Genomic DNA, 15,007 nt, shown 5'->3' with positions numbered 1-15,007 from the left:
GATGGTGAGGAGGGCGAGGAGGATGGCGGCGGGGGGGGGGGGGAGGAGGATGTGGCGTTGGTGGGAAGTGGTTTCATGCATTATGCGTTGTCGGCGAGGTTGAAGACAAAGGGGATTTGCACATTGCGCGTGCTGACGTTGACGCCGCTTTTTTTGCCGGGGCGGAATTTCCAGCGGGCCACGGCCCGGAGGGCTTCGGGTTCGAAGGCGGGGTTGGTGGAGCGGACGACAAAGGGGGCGCGGACGTTGCCTTCGGCATCGACAATGAAGGAGACGAGGACTTCGCCGTTGACGCCGGAGCGGCGCATTTCGAAGGGGTAACTGGGTTTGGCAAGGAAGCGGGGAACGGGTTTTTGGTCGAGGGCGGCGAGGTCGAAGAGGCCTTGCAGTCCGTTGCCAGTGCCGGTTGCGGCGCCGAAGTTGCCTTTGGGTATGCTGATGATTCCAGTGGGTTTCCCGAGGCTGGGGGGGGGAGGCTGTAGTTTTTGGACGAATACAGTGATGCTGGCAATGGCGGCGGGGGTGTCGGCTTGCATGGGGGGGGCGATGTCGGAGAGGTCGGGGGTGTCGGCGTTGTCGGCAAGGGTGGCGATTTCCTCGGGAGAGGGGGGCTCGGGTTCGAGTTGGGGGAGGGGGACGAGGGCGATGGTGGGGATGTCGTCGTCGGTGGTGGTGGCCGACGCGGTGGCGCGGGTCGGGATGAGGCGGTCACTGAAAGCGAGGCCGGCGTGGAGGAGCACGGCGGCGAGGATGCCAAGGAGGAGGTCGCGTTTCATGGTGAGTGGACGGTTGGTGTTGCGGTGCGTTGGAGGGGGGGACGGTCAGCGTCCGGAGGCGCGCCAGGCGGTTTCGATGGAGACGTGGGTGATGCCGGCTTTGCGGACTTCGTCGAGGGCGCGGATGGTGGCGCCGTAGCTGGCCTTGTCGTCACCGCTGATGAGAATGCGCGGCGCGGCGTGCGAGGCTTTGTAGTCGAAGAGGCGCGGGGTGATTTCGTTGATGGAGATGAGTTCTTTGTTCCAGTAGGCGGTGCCGGCGTCGGAGAGTTGGAGGACGACGAGGTCGTCATCGTTTTTTGTCGGCGGGGCGCTCGGCGCGGCTTGCGGGAGATCGACGGGGAGGGACTGGATTTTGTTAAGCGAAAGGGTGAAGAGGACGAAGGTGGCGAGGAGAAAAAAGATCACGTCGATCAGCGGGATGATCTCGATGCGGGCCTTTTTGGAATGAGTGGCGGAGGCGAAAGACATGGGTGGATTTTTCAGGAGTCGTGATCTCAAGAAGGATTCTCAACCGCCCGCGGCGGTGCGGATGCGGGTCTCGATGTTGATTTTGCTGATGCCGGCCTTGCGGACTTCGTCCACGACGTAGCGGACTTGGGAGAAGAGGGCGTTCTCGTCGCCGTTGATGAGGACGCGCGGGTCGGGCTCGACTTGCTTCCATGCCTGGAGACGGGCGATGAATTCGTTGAGGGTGACGGGGTCCTTGTCCCAGGCGATGGTGCCTTCGGCGGTGATCGAGAGGGTGACGGCTCCCGAGGCGTCGCGCGGCTGGCTGGTCTCGGTCGCCGGCAGGAGCACGGCGAGTCCGCCCGACTGGTTGAGCGAAAGGGTGAAGAGGACGAAGGTGGCGAGGAGGAAAAAGATCACGTCGATCAAGGGGATGATTTCGATGCGAGCGCGTTTCCTGACTGGTTCTTCGGCGAGGGCGCGAGTAGCGCGGGTGGCGGCGGGCATGGTGTCTAGACTCCGGCTCCGGCTTCGGTGAGCGTGAGGTTGGGCACGCCGGCTTTCTGGCTGACGAGTTCGAGGGCGTTGGCGGCGTCGGCGATGTCGCGCCGGGCTTGCTCAATGCGGGTGTTGAGAACGTTGAAGGGGAACAACACCACGATGGCGATGACGAGGCCGGAGGCGGTGGCGATGAGGGCCTCGCCGACGCCTCCGGTGATCTGGCCGGCGCTGGCGGCAATGTCTCCGCCGCCGAGCGCGCCAAAGGTGTTCATCATGCCGGTGACGGTGCCGAGCAGGCCGAGGAGCGGCGCGGCGGTGATGCATGTATCCAAAATGGCGAGACCTTGCTGGTAGCGGCTGAGTTCGCGGCTGGATGCCTGCGCGAAGGCGTCGTCGAGCGAACTTTCCTTGTGGGTGAGCGCATAGACGAGAATGCGGGCGATGAAATCACGGCTTTTCTCGCCGATGCGGACGGCGCCTTCGACGTCATGGTTTTCCACGCGCTCGAAGATGCGTCCGGCGATCTTGGGGTCGCGGGCGGCGTTCTCGCGGAGGAGAAAAAGCGCGCGTTCGACGACCACGGTGATGGCGAGAAACGAGACGACAATAATGGGCCACATGATCGGCCCGCCGTGCTTGAAGAGTTCGAGAGGCGGCTGCCCCATGAGGAAGGCGAAGGAAAGACTGGCGTTCATTGATGATGCGATGGTGCTGTGATGAAAGAAACGGAGATGGAAACGGGACGGAATGAGACGGAGAATGAGTGTGTTGCTGAATCAGGCTGAATCAGGCTGAATCAGGTTCCTCCAGATGTCTGGTCGAGCGCATTTGCGCAGGGGCTAAGCCCCTAACAAACTTCATTTCCTAGTATTCTAGTTAAGATACAAATCTTAATTCAATTTCTGCGAAATGAAGAATTCTAAATGATTCTTCGTATAAGAGCCAATTAACCTCGGATGATGCATCCATCCCCTTTTTTGGCTGATTGCATTCCATCCCTTTTTCTCTCGGAGAACACTGGGATCCTGCCGCCGGACGCGCGACAGCGCGCCCTGAATACGCGTTGAAATCACTCAACCCGCCGCACTTGCACCGGCAGACGCAATGCTTTGGCCGCCGCCTCCAGCGCATGGTTCCGCTGGAGCGTGAAAATAAACTCCAACGGCAGCGCCTCGGCGTCGTCGATTCGTGTCAGTTCCGCTTCCAGCCTGCGGCCGGACGAAGCACTGGCATCGTAAAAATGGATACGCGCATTCTTCGGCAGCCATGCCACATCCTGCCCGCGCGGCACACTGTATTCCCAAACCAAATCGCCATAAGGCGACTCTGGCAGACGGATCGGCCCCCCCCCCCCCCCCGCATTGACATCGTTTGCCGCCAGCCACGCCAGCGCCCGGCGCGGTTTGGTCCACGCCGCGGATGCTGCGTCTCGCGGCGGACGCCCCGCGATGCGCGCCGGTTCACGACGATTGGGACGCCAGCGATCTTGAAACCAAAAGACGTCCTCCGGACTCTCCATGATGGTTTCCTCCAGCAGCCTCATGCACGCCACCGTCGTCACCTCGGGCGGCTGCAACCTGTGGATTTTCACCGCCCACCTGCCCGGCGCGACAGTCTTCACCGACGCGCCAAAAATCACCGCCCCGGTGCGCCGTGCCATCATGGCCGGCAACGGCGTGCAACTCGTCAACCGGCCAAACAATGGCACGATCTCGCCCACGCTCTCCACTCGCTGGTCCGCCAGCACCGCCAGCCACCCTCCCCGGCGAATGAACGCCGCCATTTCGAGCGGCCCCGAATGCTTTTCAAAAAGCTCCATTCCCATCCGGGCGCGCGCCTGCGTCACCCGGCTGTCCAGCAACGGATTCTTTATGAACTGGTAGATTGTTCCCAACGGATGCTCGTGTGGCATCTGGCCGGACATCGCCTGCGACAACGCCTCCCAGTTGCCCATGTGCGGCAGCACGGCCACCGCCCCGCGCTCCCTGTCTGCGCCAAGTTCCTCCAGTGCATCGGGATTCACGATCCTGATCGTGAGCCTCAGTTCCTCCTCGCTTACGCGCGAAGACCGCAAAGCCGACAACAGATTCGCCCCCGTTCGCTGGAACACCTCGCGCACCATCGCGTCGATCTCGGCCCGTGTTTTTCTATCCGCAAACGCAATGCGCAGATTGCGCCGCACGATATGGCGCCGCGCCTTCATCACCCGCCAGCCCAGCCTGCCCGCCGCCGCGCCCCAGTCCGCCACCGTGGATGCGGGCAGCAAAACCAAAATGCCCTCGAACACCACATACACCCAAAATTCCAGCCGCCACCGCAGCCGTTTGAAAAGACTGGGCGCGGTGCGCCGCGAATTACCGCGCGGACGAGAATGCACGGCCCCGCTGGAGCTGCCTTTATGTTGAGAAATACCCATGGAAAACGCGATATGCTGAAACACGCTCCGTCGTGATCAAGCGTCGTTTACGCAACCCTTGCAAACGTTCGGACAAAAGCTCCGCTGCTCTGCCGGGGCATGTCGCAATTCATGGGCAAAATCACTTTGCAAGTTGCGCCATCGGACCTTGCTACTTTGCTTGTGTCAGTGACTAGGGATAACTCCCTAGCCACGATTCTACTCTCAGGAGACCAATAACCGTGAGCTCACCACTCACCTCTACCACATCTGTCACCACCACGCGTATCACCGCGGGACGTGACCCGGCAACGCTCTGCCCATGTGCGGCGTAGCCGACGAAAACAAGCAGACGGCGGCGGGCGAAACGCTCCTCGTATGCCCCGAGCTTTTCGCTGCTGAAGGCGGCATCGCTCGCATCTCCCGTCTCTACCTGCGCGCCTTGAGGCAGGCTCAACCCGGTCACATCCGCCTTGTTGTCCTCAACGACGCCGCACTCCCGCCCGAACGACTCGCCCCCTACGGCGGTCCCAACCTGGACGGCATTGGATGCGCGCGTTCGAAGCTCGCCTTTTTTCGCGCCGTGCTCGCCACCGGACGTTTGGCCCGCCCGTGTCGCCCCGCGCTGGCCACGCACGTACACCTGTTGCCGGCCCTCTGGCTCCTGACCCTCCTGCGCCGCGACTTCCGCTACGATGTGGTCCTGCACGGCGTCGAAGTCTGGCGGCCTTTGCCGCTCACACTGCGAATCGCCCTGCGGCGCGTCAGACGGGCATATTGTGTGAGCAACTACACACGGGAGCGGGTCGCCAACCTTCACCCCGTCCTTGCGGATCGTCTCCGGGTGTTGCCCAATGCGCTCGACCCCGACCGTGAATTTGCCTGCGACACCTCCGGGCAAACCCAGCCCGGCCGCATCCTCGCCCTCTCGAGACTCGCCGCCCACGACGCCGCCAAGGGCATTGACCACCTGATCGCCGCCCTGCCCGCCATCCGCGCCGCCCGGCCCTCCGCCCACCTCGTCATCGCCGGTGATGGCAACGACCGCCCCCGTTTGGAAAACCTCGCCCGCCATTCACCCACCGCCTCCGCCATCACCTTCACCGGCACGGTGGACAACAACCATGCGCGCGCCCTGCTTGCCTCCTGCCAGATTTTTGCCCTTCCGAGCAACAAGGAGGGTTTCGGCCTCGTATTTCTCGAAGCGATGTCAGCCGGCAAACCCTGCGTCGGAGCCCGGGCCGGTGGCATCCCCGAGGTCATTTCAGACGAAACCGGTCTGCTCGTCCCCTACGGTGATGTGACCGCGCTGGCCGCCGCCTGCGTCCGTGCCCTGGACCACCCTTGGGATGCGGATGCCCTGCGCCGCCGCGCCCAACTCTTTTCGAGCGAACGCTTCACCGAGCAGTTCGCCACGCTTTGGAACCAACCATGACGCCTGCCACCGATCCTCCTCCAGCCACCCTCACCATCGAGGCCGGCCGCACCGAACTCCACTACTGGCGCGACCTCTGGCACTACCGCGAACTCCTCGGCTTCCTCGCCTGGCGCGACGTCAAAGTGCGCTATAAACAGGCCGTGCTCGGCGCCGGCTGGGCCCTGATCCAGCCTGTCATCACCACGATCATCTTCACGGTGATCTTCGGGCGCCTCGCCGGAATGCCCGATGGCGGCATCCCCTACCCCCTGCTCGTCCTCTCCGGCCTGCTCCCCTGGCAGTTGTTCGCGTCCGCCCTGTCCGGCTCCAGCGGCAGCCTCGTGTCCAATGCCGGCCTCATTTCCAAAATCTATTTCCCCCGCCTCATCGTGCCGTTCTCCGCGCTCGGCGTGGCGCTCATTGATTTCCTGATCGTGCTGGCGCTGTTTCTCGCCGTGTCCTTGTGGTTTGGATACTGGCCGACGTGGCACTGGCTGGCGCTGCCCGCCTTCATCGTGATGGCCCTCATGACGGCGCTGGGCGCGGGCCTGTGGCTCACCGCCCTGACGGTCAAATACCGGGACTTCCGCTTCATTCTCCCCTTCATCCTGCAAATCGGGCTCTTCGTCTCGCCGGTGGGCTTCCGCACCGACTACTTCCCAAGCTGGCAACCCCTGCTCGCGCTCAACCCCCTGACGGGAGTGATCAACGGCTTCAGATGGTGTCTGCTGGGCGGCTCCCAGTCCCTCTCCATCCCCGCGCTCGCCACCGCCATCGCGATCATCGCGCTGCTGCTGGCCGGCGGCCTGTGGTTCTTTCGTAAAACCGAACGCGGCTTCGCCGACATCATATGAGTGCCATCATCGTGGAAGGACTGGGCAAGCGCTACACCATCACCCACCAGCGCAGGCACGACACGCTGCGCGACACCCTGGCTCACGGAGCGCGCAACCTTTTCTCCCGTCTCCTGCCCTCAGCTTGGCGGGGCGCGCCGCCCGACCACGAAGATTTCTGGGCGCTGCGCGACGTGGCGTTCAAGGTCGAGCCGGGCGAGGTCGTCGGCATCATCGGCCGCAACGGCGCAGGCAAATCCACGCTGCTTAAAATTCTTTCCCGTATTACCGAACCCACTACAGGCCGCATCACACTCAACGGCCGCGTGGCCAGTCTTCTGGAGGTCGGCACCGGTTTTCACCCGGAACTGAGCGGACGCGAAAACATCTTTCTCAATGGCGCGATCCTCGGCATGCGCCGCGAAGAGATACGCCGCAAGTTTGACGAGATCGTCGCCTTCTCCGAGGTCGAACGCTTCCTCGACACGCCCGTGAAGCGTTACAGCAGCGGCATGTATGTGCGCCTGGCCTTCGCCGTTGCCGCGCATCTCGAACCCAACATCCTCATCGTGGACGAAGTCCTCGCCGTGGGCGACGCGCAGTTCCAGTCCAAATGCCTGGGCAAGATGCGCAGCGTCGCGCGCGAAGCCGGCCGCACCGTGCTGTTTGTCAGTCATAACCTCTCCGTCATCCAGTCCATCTGCTCGCGCTGCCTCGTGCTCAAGCAAGGCCGGATCGTCGCTGACGGACCCACCGGAGACTCGGTTGCCTCCTACCTTGAATCGCCTGCGGGCACCGCATGGCAACGTCCGGAGGCCGCGCGCGAAGGCTGCCAATTCCAGCAGGCCCGCGTAGAGATCGACTCCGCCGATCCCCTCGCACCGTGGATCGTGATTCACGCCGCCGTCCATTCCGACCGCGCCCGGCGCGCAACGCTGGAAATCCTGCTCCACGACGCCACCGGCCAAAACGTCGCCATCGGCCAGATCGGAGCCACCGATCCGCTTTGCATCCAAGTCGGCACTACAACCATCTCGTGCCGCTTTCCCGCCTCGCATCTCGCCATCGGGCGCTATGGACTTTCCCTCCGCCTCATCATCCCCGGCGTCGAGTGCTTCGACGAACTCCTGCACGCGCTGGCCTTCGACTTCCTCGCCCCCCCTCCCCATCGCTACATCTACCGCATGGTCCAGTCGTGGGGAAAAGGCTCCGTCATGCTCGATCTGCGCCAGGACTGATGCCGCCCGCCCGCGTCACCCGGCCCTCTCACCGTGAACATCGGCCTTCTCACTCCCTATTTCGCCCTCGGCACGGACAATAACAGCGGCATCGGCCGCCACTACCGCATCCTCGCCGATGCCCTCGTCGAACAAGGACACACCGTTCACGTCGTCTATCCGGCCTCGAATGTCGAGTCGGCCCGCGCCGCCACCACTGCTTACATCGCGCTCTCGCCCCGCTGGACCTGCGATATCCTCCCCCCCCCCGCCCCCTCCTGGCTTTTGCGACTGCTCCGCCGCAGTTGGCCGGCCCAAGTCATGCTCTCCCGCATCTGGAGCGCCCACGCCGCCAGCCGCGCCCTCGCCGCCGCCGCCAGCCGCCTCAGCCTTGATATCATCGAAGCCCACGCCTACGGCGCTCCCGCCCTTTTTTATCTGCGCCGACGTCGTCGCCCCCGCGTCGTGACCCGCGTTTCCACCACCAGCCGGCAGATCGACACCATCATGTCCATTCACTCCCGCGTGCTCGGCTGGCAGCAATCCCTGGAACGCTACGCCACCGACCGCAGCGACGCCCTCGTCACCCACACCTGCGAACACCGCGACACTCTCTGCGCCGAAGAAGGCTTCGCGGCAACCCGCTTCGCCATTGTCGCCCACGGGATTCCCGACCCCGGTCCGCCGCCCGCCTTTGCCCCGGTCAATCCCTGCGGCCACGTCGAATTCTTCTACTTGGGTCGCTTCGAATTACGCAAAGGCACCGACGTTCTCTTCGCCGCTCTTCCTGCCGTGGCAGCCGCCTGTCCCAACGCCATCTTCACCCTCGCCGGCTTCACTGGCGTCAACCACGAATGGACCGCCTTGCAAGCCCGCCACCCCGCACTCGCCCGCTCACGCGTGCAAGTCCTCGGCCCCGTCTCCGATGAAGAACTCGCCACCCTCTACCGTCGCTGCTCGGTCTTCGTGGCCCCGTCGCGCTACGAATCATTCGGTCTCATCTATGCGGAGGCCATGAGTCATGCCAAACCCGTCATCGGCTGCAATGCTGGCGGTATCCCTGAAGTCATTACCGACGGCGTCACCGGGCTTCTTGCCCGCCCCGGCGACATCGCCAGCCTCACCGACAGCATGATCCGGCTCGGCTCCGACGCCGCCCTCCGCCAGCGCATGGGCGAAGCCGCCCGGCTCGATTTTCTCGCCCGTTTCAACGCCGCCACCATGGCCGCCAACAGCGTGCGCCTTTACCAAAAAGTCGCTGCCTCCCGCTGATAGCCGCCGCCTCCCCGCTCCCACCCACCCGCCACTGGAAAACGATCTGCCACATCCACCGACCCGTCAGTAATGAATCTGGAAACCGACTCTCCCTTTCCCACTCCCGAACAGCTCTTTCATTTCGGTATCAGGCGTCCCCTTGCCGCCCTTCGCCAGTCCATCCGTGAAGGCGGTCCCATCCAGCAATGGATCACCCGCCGTGGACGCCATGCCATGCGTCGCGCCGCCCTCACGCTGTCTCCCATTCCCGTCCGCGAACCCACCGGCACCGAGCCCGCCATCGCCCTTATGACCGGCGCCAACTTCTGGGAACAAACCGTATTCTGCCTCCACACCCTACTCCGCCACTCCCCCCCCCCCCCCCTGCCCGTTTTTCTCGTGGACGACGGCACCCTCGGCGAGCACGCCACCACCTTCACCAGCCGCTTTCCCGGTATCCGGATTTTCAGCACATCCGAAGTCCGCACCGTGCTTGAAACCAACCTCCCCACCGGAGAATTTCCCTCCCTTCGCGGACACCGCCGCGCTTACAAACATCTGCGCAAGCTCACTGACATCCACTGCGTGCGTCCCGGATGGAACCTCGTGCTCGACTCCGACATGCTCTTTTTCCGACGCCCCGACACTGTCCTCAACTGGCTCTCCGCTCCCGCCCGCCCGCTCGTCATGACCGACAGCACCGAATCCTATGGTTACCCGCGTGACGTCCTTGAAACCATGGCCGGCGCTCCCCTGCCCCCCCGCATCAATGTCGGGATCACCGGACTCGACATCACCGCCCTGCCCTGGCGACTGTTTGAAACCTGGACCGCCTCCCTCCTCCTTCAATACGGTTCCAGTTATTATCTGGAACAGGCGCTCCTCGCCATGCTCCTCGCCCACATCCCCCACCAGCAACTCCCCGCCGAGGACTACGTCGTGCTCCCCCGGCCTCCCGAATCCACCGCCTGCTCCGCCATCCTCCATCACTACGTCGCAGGCTCCAAGGCTTTTTACTTCCGTCGCAACTGGCGCCGTGCCCTGGCCGCCACGCCAACGCTCCCATGATCGAAGCGACCGTCATCCTCTGCACCCGCAATCCGCATCCCGGCCGCCTTGCCCGCACGCTCGCCGGCCTCGCGGCGCAAACTCTTGATGTATCCAATTACGAAATACTTCTGATTGACAACGGTTCCACGCCTCCGCTCGCCCCCGCCAACCTGCCTCCTCTCCCCGCCAACCTGCGCGTCGTTCCCGAACCGCGCCCCGGACTCACTCCCGCCCGTCTCCGCGGCATCGTCGAGGCCCGCGGAGAACTCCTCGTTTTTGTGGACGACGACAACGTCCTCTCCGAGGGCTTCCTGACCGATGCCGTATCCATTTTCCAACAACACCCGAACCTCGCTGCCGCCGGCGGCCCGGTTCGGTCCGAGTTTGAATCACCTCCCCCGCCCTGGCTGGCCGAGTTTTACAGTCTGCTCGCCCTGCACGACCACGGCCCGCGCCCGCTGATCGCCGATGGCGGAGCCCGCGCTCCACTGCCCTCCTTCGCCCCCGTCGGCGCCGGCCTCTGCCTGCGCCGGACCCATGCCCTCATCTACGCAGAGTCGGCGCGGACAGACCCCCTCCGCGCCGCCTTTGACCGGCGGGCGGGCGCGCTCACCTCCGGCGGAGACAACGACATCATCCTCACCGCCCTCCACGCAGGCGGAGGCGTCGGCTATTTTCCCGCCCTCGCCCTCACGCACCTCATCCCCGCCTTCCGCATGGAGCCCCGCTATCTCCAGCGCCTCAACCGCGGCATCCAGAAATCCTGGATGCAAGTTCTCACCCTCCACAACGCCAATCCATGGCCGCCCATCCCCGGATGGACCCTGACCCTGCGAAAAATCAAGGCATGGTTTGTCCACCGCGCCTGGTCCTCGCCCGTCGCCCGCATCCGCTGGCAGGGCGCCTGCGGCCACTTCGAGGGCCGCGCCATCCTCCCCAACTCCTGTCCTGATGTCCCTCCCCGGTAAACTCCTCTACCACCTCTGGCACCGCCCCCACCTGCTCACCGGCCATCGTTTCTGGTATCAAACCGCGTTCTGCCTCTGGCTCCGGGCCCTCGCCCGCTCCAAACACTGATATTTTTCGGCACCGCCGGTAGGCTGCGATAACGTCCTCTTTTCGATGAAATCACCCAGTATCCAATTCCTTTGGATCGGAGGCCGGCTTTCCACTCTTGAGCGCTTATGCCTCCGCTCCTTTCTTGCCCACGGCCATGATGTGCATCTCTATACCTATGAACAGGTCAAAGGTGTCCCGGAAGGCGTCCGACTGCTCAATGGCCGGGACATCCTCCCCGAGACCGCGATATTCACCTACAAGGAGGGCTTCGGCCAAGGCAGCTACGCGGGATTTGCCGATTTCTTCCGCTATCAACTCCTGCGCAAACGAGGTGGCTGGTGGTTCGACATGGATTGCATCGCCCTCCGATCCATACCAACTCCCGACGACCTGCTGGTTGGTTCCTCCTTCGAAGGGAAATGGGGTCAATGCGCCAATAATTGCCCGCTATATGCTCCTTATCCCGCTCACCCCGCCTTCGAATGGCTTTGCACTGAAGCGGCGCGGATCATCGCCACCAGAACTTCCCGTTTTGGGGACATCGGACCTTTTCTTGTGCAGCGACTCATCCGGGAACAATCGCTGGAACGCCATGTAGCGCCATGGTGGGTGTTCTCTCCTTACCCTTGGCGCCAAGTCGCTCGTACAGTTCAATCTGATCTGCGTGCGATCCTGAAGGATTACCTGCGCCTTGCCCGGTTCCTCTACTGGCAGGCGATGCGCCCGGATTTCCGGGCGGGCTATCTTCGCCGAAGCTCCCTAGCCCTTCACCTGCACAATGAAATTTGGCGGTCAGCGGAAATAGATAAGGATGCCGCTTATCACCCTTGGTGCATTTACGAGAGACTCAAACGCAGATATCATATTGCATCCGACTCGCCATGACTCCGTCCGTCAGCATCCTTATTCCTTGTTACTGGCCTTGAGAAAAATCAAGGCGTGGTTTGCCCACCGCGCCTGGTCCTCGCCCGTCGCCCGCATCCGCTGGCAGGGTGCCTGCGGACATTTCGAAGGCCGGCTCAAGTCACACCGCTGACCCCTCTCCCGCATGTCTGCCTCCATTCCTCAAGATAACATCACGCCCCCTCCATCCGCTTCCATTCGAGACCGCGCCATCGCGGCGATACCGCCGCCCACGCCGCAGTACCGCAAACCGAGACTCACCCCGGGCCGTTTGCTCTACCTCTTTTATCATGCGCCCAAGGGCGCGCTCCGGAAAGGACCGGTCAAAATTTTTCGCGGTTGGCGGGGCCGGAGCCAACTCCAGCGTGCCCTGCCCGGTCTGCAATTTCCCGAACCTCCCTCCAACGGCAACGCGCCGCCGCTCGCCCTGCACGCCTTGATCGGCGCGCGCTACATTGCCGAGGCCTGCCTGCTAACCCATTCCCTCGCGCACGCCTCCGGACGGCACGTCACCCCAAAGTTTTACGACGATGGCACGCTCTCTCCCGACGACTGCGCACTGCTCCGCTCCAAGCTCCCCCGCGCTACATTTTTTCTCCATCAGGAAATCGAACAACGCCTGGCCGAACGCCTCCCCGAAACCCGCTTCCCCTGCCTGCGCCGTCTGCGTCCCGCCTATCCGCATATCCGCAAGCTCACCGACATCCACCTTTTCCCCGACGAGTGGAAACTTGTAAGCGATGCCGACATCCTCTTCTTTCGCCGCCCCGGCATCCTGCTCGATAACATCGAGTCGCGCCGGGCCTGCCACATGGTGGACATTGCCCCCGCCTACGGCGTGCCCCAGACCGCCCTCGAAACCCTCGCCGGACGCCCCGTGTATCCAAAAGTCAATGTCGGCCTCTGCCATTTGCCGTCCTCCAGCATCGACTGGGAGTTTGTCGAACACTGCGCCGCCACCCTGCTCGCCACGCATGGTTTCAGTTATTATCTTGAGCAGGCGCTCACGGCAATCCTGCTGGCCCGCCTCGACGCCACCCCGCTCCCGGCCGGGGACTACGTTGTTTATCCCGACGCCGTCACCGCCCGGCGCGCCGACACCGCCGCGATGCACTACGTGGATGACTCGCGGGCGTTCTATTACGACTTCGCCTGGCGGCAGATCATGGCCGCCACCGCCTCCTGACTCCACGCATGAACCCGCGCCTTTCCGTCATCCTGCCCGTCTTCAATCGCGTCCCGTTGCTCAGGCATCCGCTCGACAGCCTGCGCTCCATGCAGGAGGCCTCGGCGGATCGGCTGTCATGGGAAGTCATCGTCGTTGACGACGGCTCCGTCGAGGATGTGTCCGGCATCTTGACCGCGTACTCCGGCCTGCCCATCCACCTGCACCGGTTGCAAAAAAATTCCGGTCTCCTCCGCGCCCGGCTTGAAGGTCTTGCGCTGGCCGGCGGCGAGGCGGTCATGTTCCTCGATGCGGACGACGCCATCGCTCCGGGAAAATTCGAGGCCATGCTCGACGCCCTGGCCGACGCCGATGTCGTCCACGGCGACATGGCCCGGCGCGCCATTGACTGCGATGGCCGGGCTTCCGGGCCGCTCCGTTTTGACCCGCCGTCCGCCCCCGTCCATTCTCCGGCTGAATTTTATCTCCGGCTCCAGCCCGCGCCCCACAATCCCATTTTCCGACGCGACTATCTTCAGGCGGCGATTGCCAGCCCGGTTTGTCCGCCCGACCGCAACTACGACTCCATTGCGGAAACATGGTTTTATTACCACCTCGCCCTGCGTCCGGCCCGCATCGCCTGCCGTCCCGGCGCGTGGTCCATCGTAGGCGAACCCGATGGCGAAAGACTCAGTCGGAAGTGGGAACGCCAATACGCCGCCTCCGTGCGATTGATGGAGGCATTTCTTGCCGGGCTTCCCGTCAACGAGGACACCCTCGAAGCACGACGGCAAATCGGCCTCGCCGCCTTCGCGGCCTGGCGGGCCCTCCCACACGGTTTCCCCTCCTCCGACCGCCTGCTCGCGATCTGGCGTCGCTGCCCGCCGGTCTCGCTTGCCAGACTCGGTGGCTCCACCTTCGCCCGCGCCGCCCGGCTGCTCGGTCCGGTCCTCGCCGGACGTCTCTTCCGCCGCCTGCAACGCCCGCCCTATGCCCGCATCCGCACGGTGACACCGGACGAACTCAAGGGTCTTTTCGCCTGATAGCCCTGCATGAAAACCTCATTGCTCATCCCGGCGTTCAGATCAGCGACCACGCTGCCCCGCCTGCTCGAACAGGCGCATCGGCAAACCCTGCCTTTTTCCGAAATACTGGTTTATGACGACGCCAGTGATGACCCAACCGCCACGGTCGCGGAAGCCGGAGGAGCCCGGGTGCTGCGAGGCTCCGTCAACCACGGTCCATCGGTGGCGCGAAACACACTGCTGGCCGCCGCCGCCGGCGACTTCATCCATTTCCACGACGCCGATGATGAAATGTCGCCCACCCTTCACGCGGCCCTCGCAGCCCTGTCCGCTCCCCATCGCATCGTTTTTGGTGATTACTCCGTGGCTGAATCCGGTTCGGAGGAACGCCGCCTCGTCCACTACAGCCCGCCGCCGCCGCCAGCCGACTGGGTGGATTTTTTTCTGCGCTACCACGTGCCCTTGGATGTGATGCTTGTTCCCCGCGCCTTGCTGATGCCATCCGCATTTTCCACCGATCTTCGTCAAGCGGAAGATCGATTGCTCAACATCCAGCTTGCCCAGGCCGGTGTCGAATTTGTCCACGCCTCACATGTCGTCGCCCACGTGAACACCCATCCCCATTCCTCTTCACGACAAGCAGGCATCCGCTCCCATTGCCTGCACGAAATGCAACTCTACCGGAGACTGGCGCCTCTCCTGTCAGCCCGCCATCGGACGCTGATGGGTAACCTGCTTCTCGGCCCGGCCTGCGCTCTCGTAATCGGCGGCCATGACGCCGAGGCCCGAGACGCGCTCGACCTCGCGCGCCATCTCGGTGCCAACCAGTATCCCGGAGGCTCGCTGCTCACGCGTTCGCTGGTCCGCATTCTCGGTCCCGGCCCGACATTCCGCCTTATGCGCTGGAAACTTCAAAAACTGCCACGCTGGTAATCACCCGTCCTGCATGTCCCCCCCCCCCC

General features: G+C 63.6%; 17 protein-coding genes. 12 read left to right on the top strand and 5 right to left on the bottom strand.

Annotation, left to right across the window (positions count from 1 at the left end; genetic code table 11):
* Window positions 1-80: 80 nt before the first annotated feature.
* The 5 genes from OBACDRAFT_RS02645 to OBACDRAFT_RS26145 form a co-directional block, all read right to left on the bottom strand.
* A complete protein-coding gene (locus OBACDRAFT_RS02645; protein WP_043582562.1) occupies window positions 81-776 on the bottom strand; it encodes an energy transducer TonB in 696 nt (231 codons plus the stop codon).
* 45 nt (window positions 777-821) lie between these two features.
* Complete coding sequence (locus OBACDRAFT_RS02640) at window positions 822-1,247, bottom strand: ExbD/TolR family protein (RefSeq protein WP_043582561.1); 426 nt, start codon at window positions 1,245-1,247, stop codon at window positions 822-824.
* Window positions 1,248-1,286: 39 nt separating this feature from the next.
* Entirely contained in the window at window positions 1,287-1,733 is a 447-nt protein-coding gene (locus OBACDRAFT_RS02635) for an ExbD/TolR family protein (RefSeq protein ID WP_043582560.1), read from the bottom strand.
* 5 nt (window positions 1,734-1,738) lie between these two features.
* The gene (locus tag OBACDRAFT_RS02630) at window positions 1,739-2,422 is read right to left on the bottom strand and encodes a MotA/TolQ/ExbB proton channel family protein (RefSeq protein ID WP_043582559.1); all 684 of its coding nucleotides are present in this window, start codon (window positions 2,420-2,422) and stop codon (window positions 1,739-1,741) included.
* Between the two features lie 374 nt (window positions 2,423-2,796).
* Window positions 2,797-4,143, bottom strand: a complete 1,347-nt coding sequence (locus OBACDRAFT_RS26145) for a lysophospholipid acyltransferase family protein (RefSeq protein WP_081721771.1) — start codon at window positions 4,141-4,143, stop codon at window positions 2,797-2,799.
* Between the two features lie 301 nt (window positions 4,144-4,444).
* Between OBACDRAFT_RS26145 and OBACDRAFT_RS02620 the strand changes: the two genes are divergently transcribed.
* The 12 genes from OBACDRAFT_RS02620 (at window position 4,445) to OBACDRAFT_RS24860 (ending at window position 14,978) form a co-directional block, all read left to right on the top strand.
* Window positions 4,445-5,557, top strand: a complete 1,113-nt coding sequence (locus tag OBACDRAFT_RS02620; RefSeq protein ID WP_043582558.1) for a glycosyltransferase family 4 protein — start codon at window positions 4,445-4,447, stop codon at window positions 5,555-5,557.
* Window positions 5,554-6,393 (top strand): ABC transporter permease, encoded by an 840-nt coding sequence (locus OBACDRAFT_RS02615; protein WP_043582557.1) that lies wholly within the window; start codon window positions 5,554-5,556, stop codon window positions 6,391-6,393. Before OBACDRAFT_RS02620 ends, OBACDRAFT_RS02615 begins: the two co-directional genes overlap by 4 nt.
* Window positions 6,390-7,610 carry an ABC transporter ATP-binding protein gene (locus tag OBACDRAFT_RS02610; protein WP_043582556.1) on the top strand — a complete coding sequence of 407 codons (1,221 nt, stop codon included), beginning with the start codon at window positions 6,390-6,392 and terminating at the stop codon, window positions 7,608-7,610. Before OBACDRAFT_RS02615 ends, OBACDRAFT_RS02610 begins: the two co-directional genes overlap by 4 nt.
* A gap of 33 nt (window positions 7,611-7,643) precedes the next feature.
* Window positions 7,644-8,861, top strand: a complete 1,218-nt coding sequence (locus OBACDRAFT_RS02605; RefSeq protein WP_052360920.1) for a glycosyltransferase family 4 protein — start codon at window positions 7,644-7,646, stop codon at window positions 8,859-8,861.
* Between the two features lie 72 nt (window positions 8,862-8,933).
* Complete coding sequence (locus OBACDRAFT_RS02600; RefSeq protein WP_043582555.1) at window positions 8,934-9,911, top strand: hypothetical protein; 978 nt, start codon at window positions 8,934-8,936, stop codon at window positions 9,909-9,911.
* Entirely contained in the window at window positions 9,908-10,861 is a 954-nt protein-coding gene (locus OBACDRAFT_RS02595; protein ID WP_043582554.1) for a glycosyltransferase, read from the top strand. Before OBACDRAFT_RS02600 ends, OBACDRAFT_RS02595 begins: the two co-directional genes overlap by 4 nt.
* Window positions 10,845-10,970: a hypothetical protein gene (locus OBACDRAFT_RS30480; protein ID WP_269799048.1), complete on the top strand. Its 126-nt coding sequence runs from the start codon at window positions 10,845-10,847 to the stop codon at window positions 10,968-10,970. Before OBACDRAFT_RS02595 ends, OBACDRAFT_RS30480 begins: the two co-directional genes overlap by 17 nt.
* Window positions 10,971-11,015: 45 nt before the next feature.
* Complete coding sequence (locus OBACDRAFT_RS27405; protein ID WP_112787754.1) at window positions 11,016-11,837, top strand: glycosyltransferase; 822 nt, start codon at window positions 11,016-11,018, stop codon at window positions 11,835-11,837.
* Window positions 11,838-11,862: 25 nt separating this feature from the next.
* Window positions 11,863-11,988 (top strand): hypothetical protein, encoded by a 126-nt coding sequence (locus tag OBACDRAFT_RS30475; protein ID WP_269799047.1) that lies wholly within the window; start codon window positions 11,863-11,865, stop codon window positions 11,986-11,988.
* A gap of 12 nt (window positions 11,989-12,000) precedes the next feature.
* Window positions 12,001-13,041, top strand: a complete 1,041-nt coding sequence (locus OBACDRAFT_RS02585) for a hypothetical protein (RefSeq protein ID WP_043582552.1) — start codon at window positions 12,001-12,003, stop codon at window positions 13,039-13,041.
* Between the two features lie 8 nt (window positions 13,042-13,049).
* Window positions 13,050-14,063, top strand: coding sequence for a glycosyltransferase family 2 protein (locus tag OBACDRAFT_RS24865; protein WP_052360918.1), 1,014 nt, complete (start codon window positions 13,050-13,052; stop codon window positions 14,061-14,063).
* A 9-nt stretch (window positions 14,064-14,072) separates the two neighbouring features.
* Complete coding sequence (locus OBACDRAFT_RS24860; RefSeq protein WP_052360916.1) at window positions 14,073-14,978, top strand: glycosyltransferase family 2 protein; 906 nt, start codon at window positions 14,073-14,075, stop codon at window positions 14,976-14,978.
* Window positions 14,979-15,007 lie beyond the last annotated feature (29 nt).

The sequence above is a fragment of the Geminisphaera colitermitum TAV2 genome (assembly GCF_000171235.2).
GTDB lineage: Bacteria > Verrucomicrobiota > Verrucomicrobiia > Opitutales > Opitutaceae > Geminisphaera > Geminisphaera colitermitum.
Note: the sequence above shows the minus strand (reverse complement) of the source record. Positions and strands in the feature narration are given on the sequence as shown.

Bases quoted from the DNA above. Each gene is read 5' to 3' on its own strand.
- OBACDRAFT_RS02645 (WP_043582562.1), bottom strand. From the start codon at position 776: ATGAAACGCGACCTCCTCCTTGGCATCCTCGCCGCCGTGCTCCTCCAC.
- OBACDRAFT_RS02640 (WP_043582561.1), bottom strand. From the start codon at position 1,247: ATGTCTTTCGCCTCCGCCACTCATTCCAAAAAGGCCCGCATCGAGATC.
- OBACDRAFT_RS02635 (WP_043582560.1), bottom strand. From the start codon at position 1,733: ATGCCCGCCGCCACCCGCGCTACTCGCGCCCTCGCCGAAGAACCAGTC.
- OBACDRAFT_RS02630 (WP_043582559.1), bottom strand. From the start codon at position 2,422: ATGAACGCCAGTCTTTCCTTCGCCTTCCTCATGGGGCAGCCGCCTCTC.
- OBACDRAFT_RS26145 (WP_081721771.1), bottom strand. From the start codon at position 4,143: ATGGGTATTTCTCAACATAAAGGCAGCTCCAGCGGGGCCGTGCATTCT.
- OBACDRAFT_RS02620 (WP_043582558.1), top strand. From the start codon at position 4,445: ATGTGCGGCGTAGCCGACGAAAACAAGCAGACGGCGGCGGGCGAAACG.
- OBACDRAFT_RS02615 (WP_043582557.1), top strand. From the start codon at position 5,554: ATGACGCCTGCCACCGATCCTCCTCCAGCCACCCTCACCATCGAGGCC.
- OBACDRAFT_RS02610 (WP_043582556.1), top strand. From the start codon at position 6,390: ATGAGTGCCATCATCGTGGAAGGACTGGGCAAGCGCTACACCATCACC.
- OBACDRAFT_RS02600 (WP_043582555.1), top strand. From the start codon at position 8,934: ATGAATCTGGAAACCGACTCTCCCTTTCCCACTCCCGAACAGCTCTTT.
- OBACDRAFT_RS02595 (WP_043582554.1), top strand. From the start codon at position 9,908: ATGATCGAAGCGACCGTCATCCTCTGCACCCGCAATCCGCATCCCGGC.
- OBACDRAFT_RS30480 (WP_269799048.1), top strand. From the start codon at position 10,845: ATGTCCCTCCCCGGTAAACTCCTCTACCACCTCTGGCACCGCCCCCAC.
- OBACDRAFT_RS27405 (WP_112787754.1), top strand. From the start codon at position 11,016: ATGAAATCACCCAGTATCCAATTCCTTTGGATCGGAGGCCGGCTTTCC.
- OBACDRAFT_RS02585 (WP_043582552.1), top strand. From the start codon at position 12,001: ATGTCTGCCTCCATTCCTCAAGATAACATCACGCCCCCTCCATCCGCT.
- OBACDRAFT_RS24865 (WP_052360918.1), top strand. From the start codon at position 13,050: ATGAACCCGCGCCTTTCCGTCATCCTGCCCGTCTTCAATCGCGTCCCG.
- OBACDRAFT_RS24860 (WP_052360916.1), top strand. From the start codon at position 14,073: ATGAAAACCTCATTGCTCATCCCGGCGTTCAGATCAGCGACCACGCTG.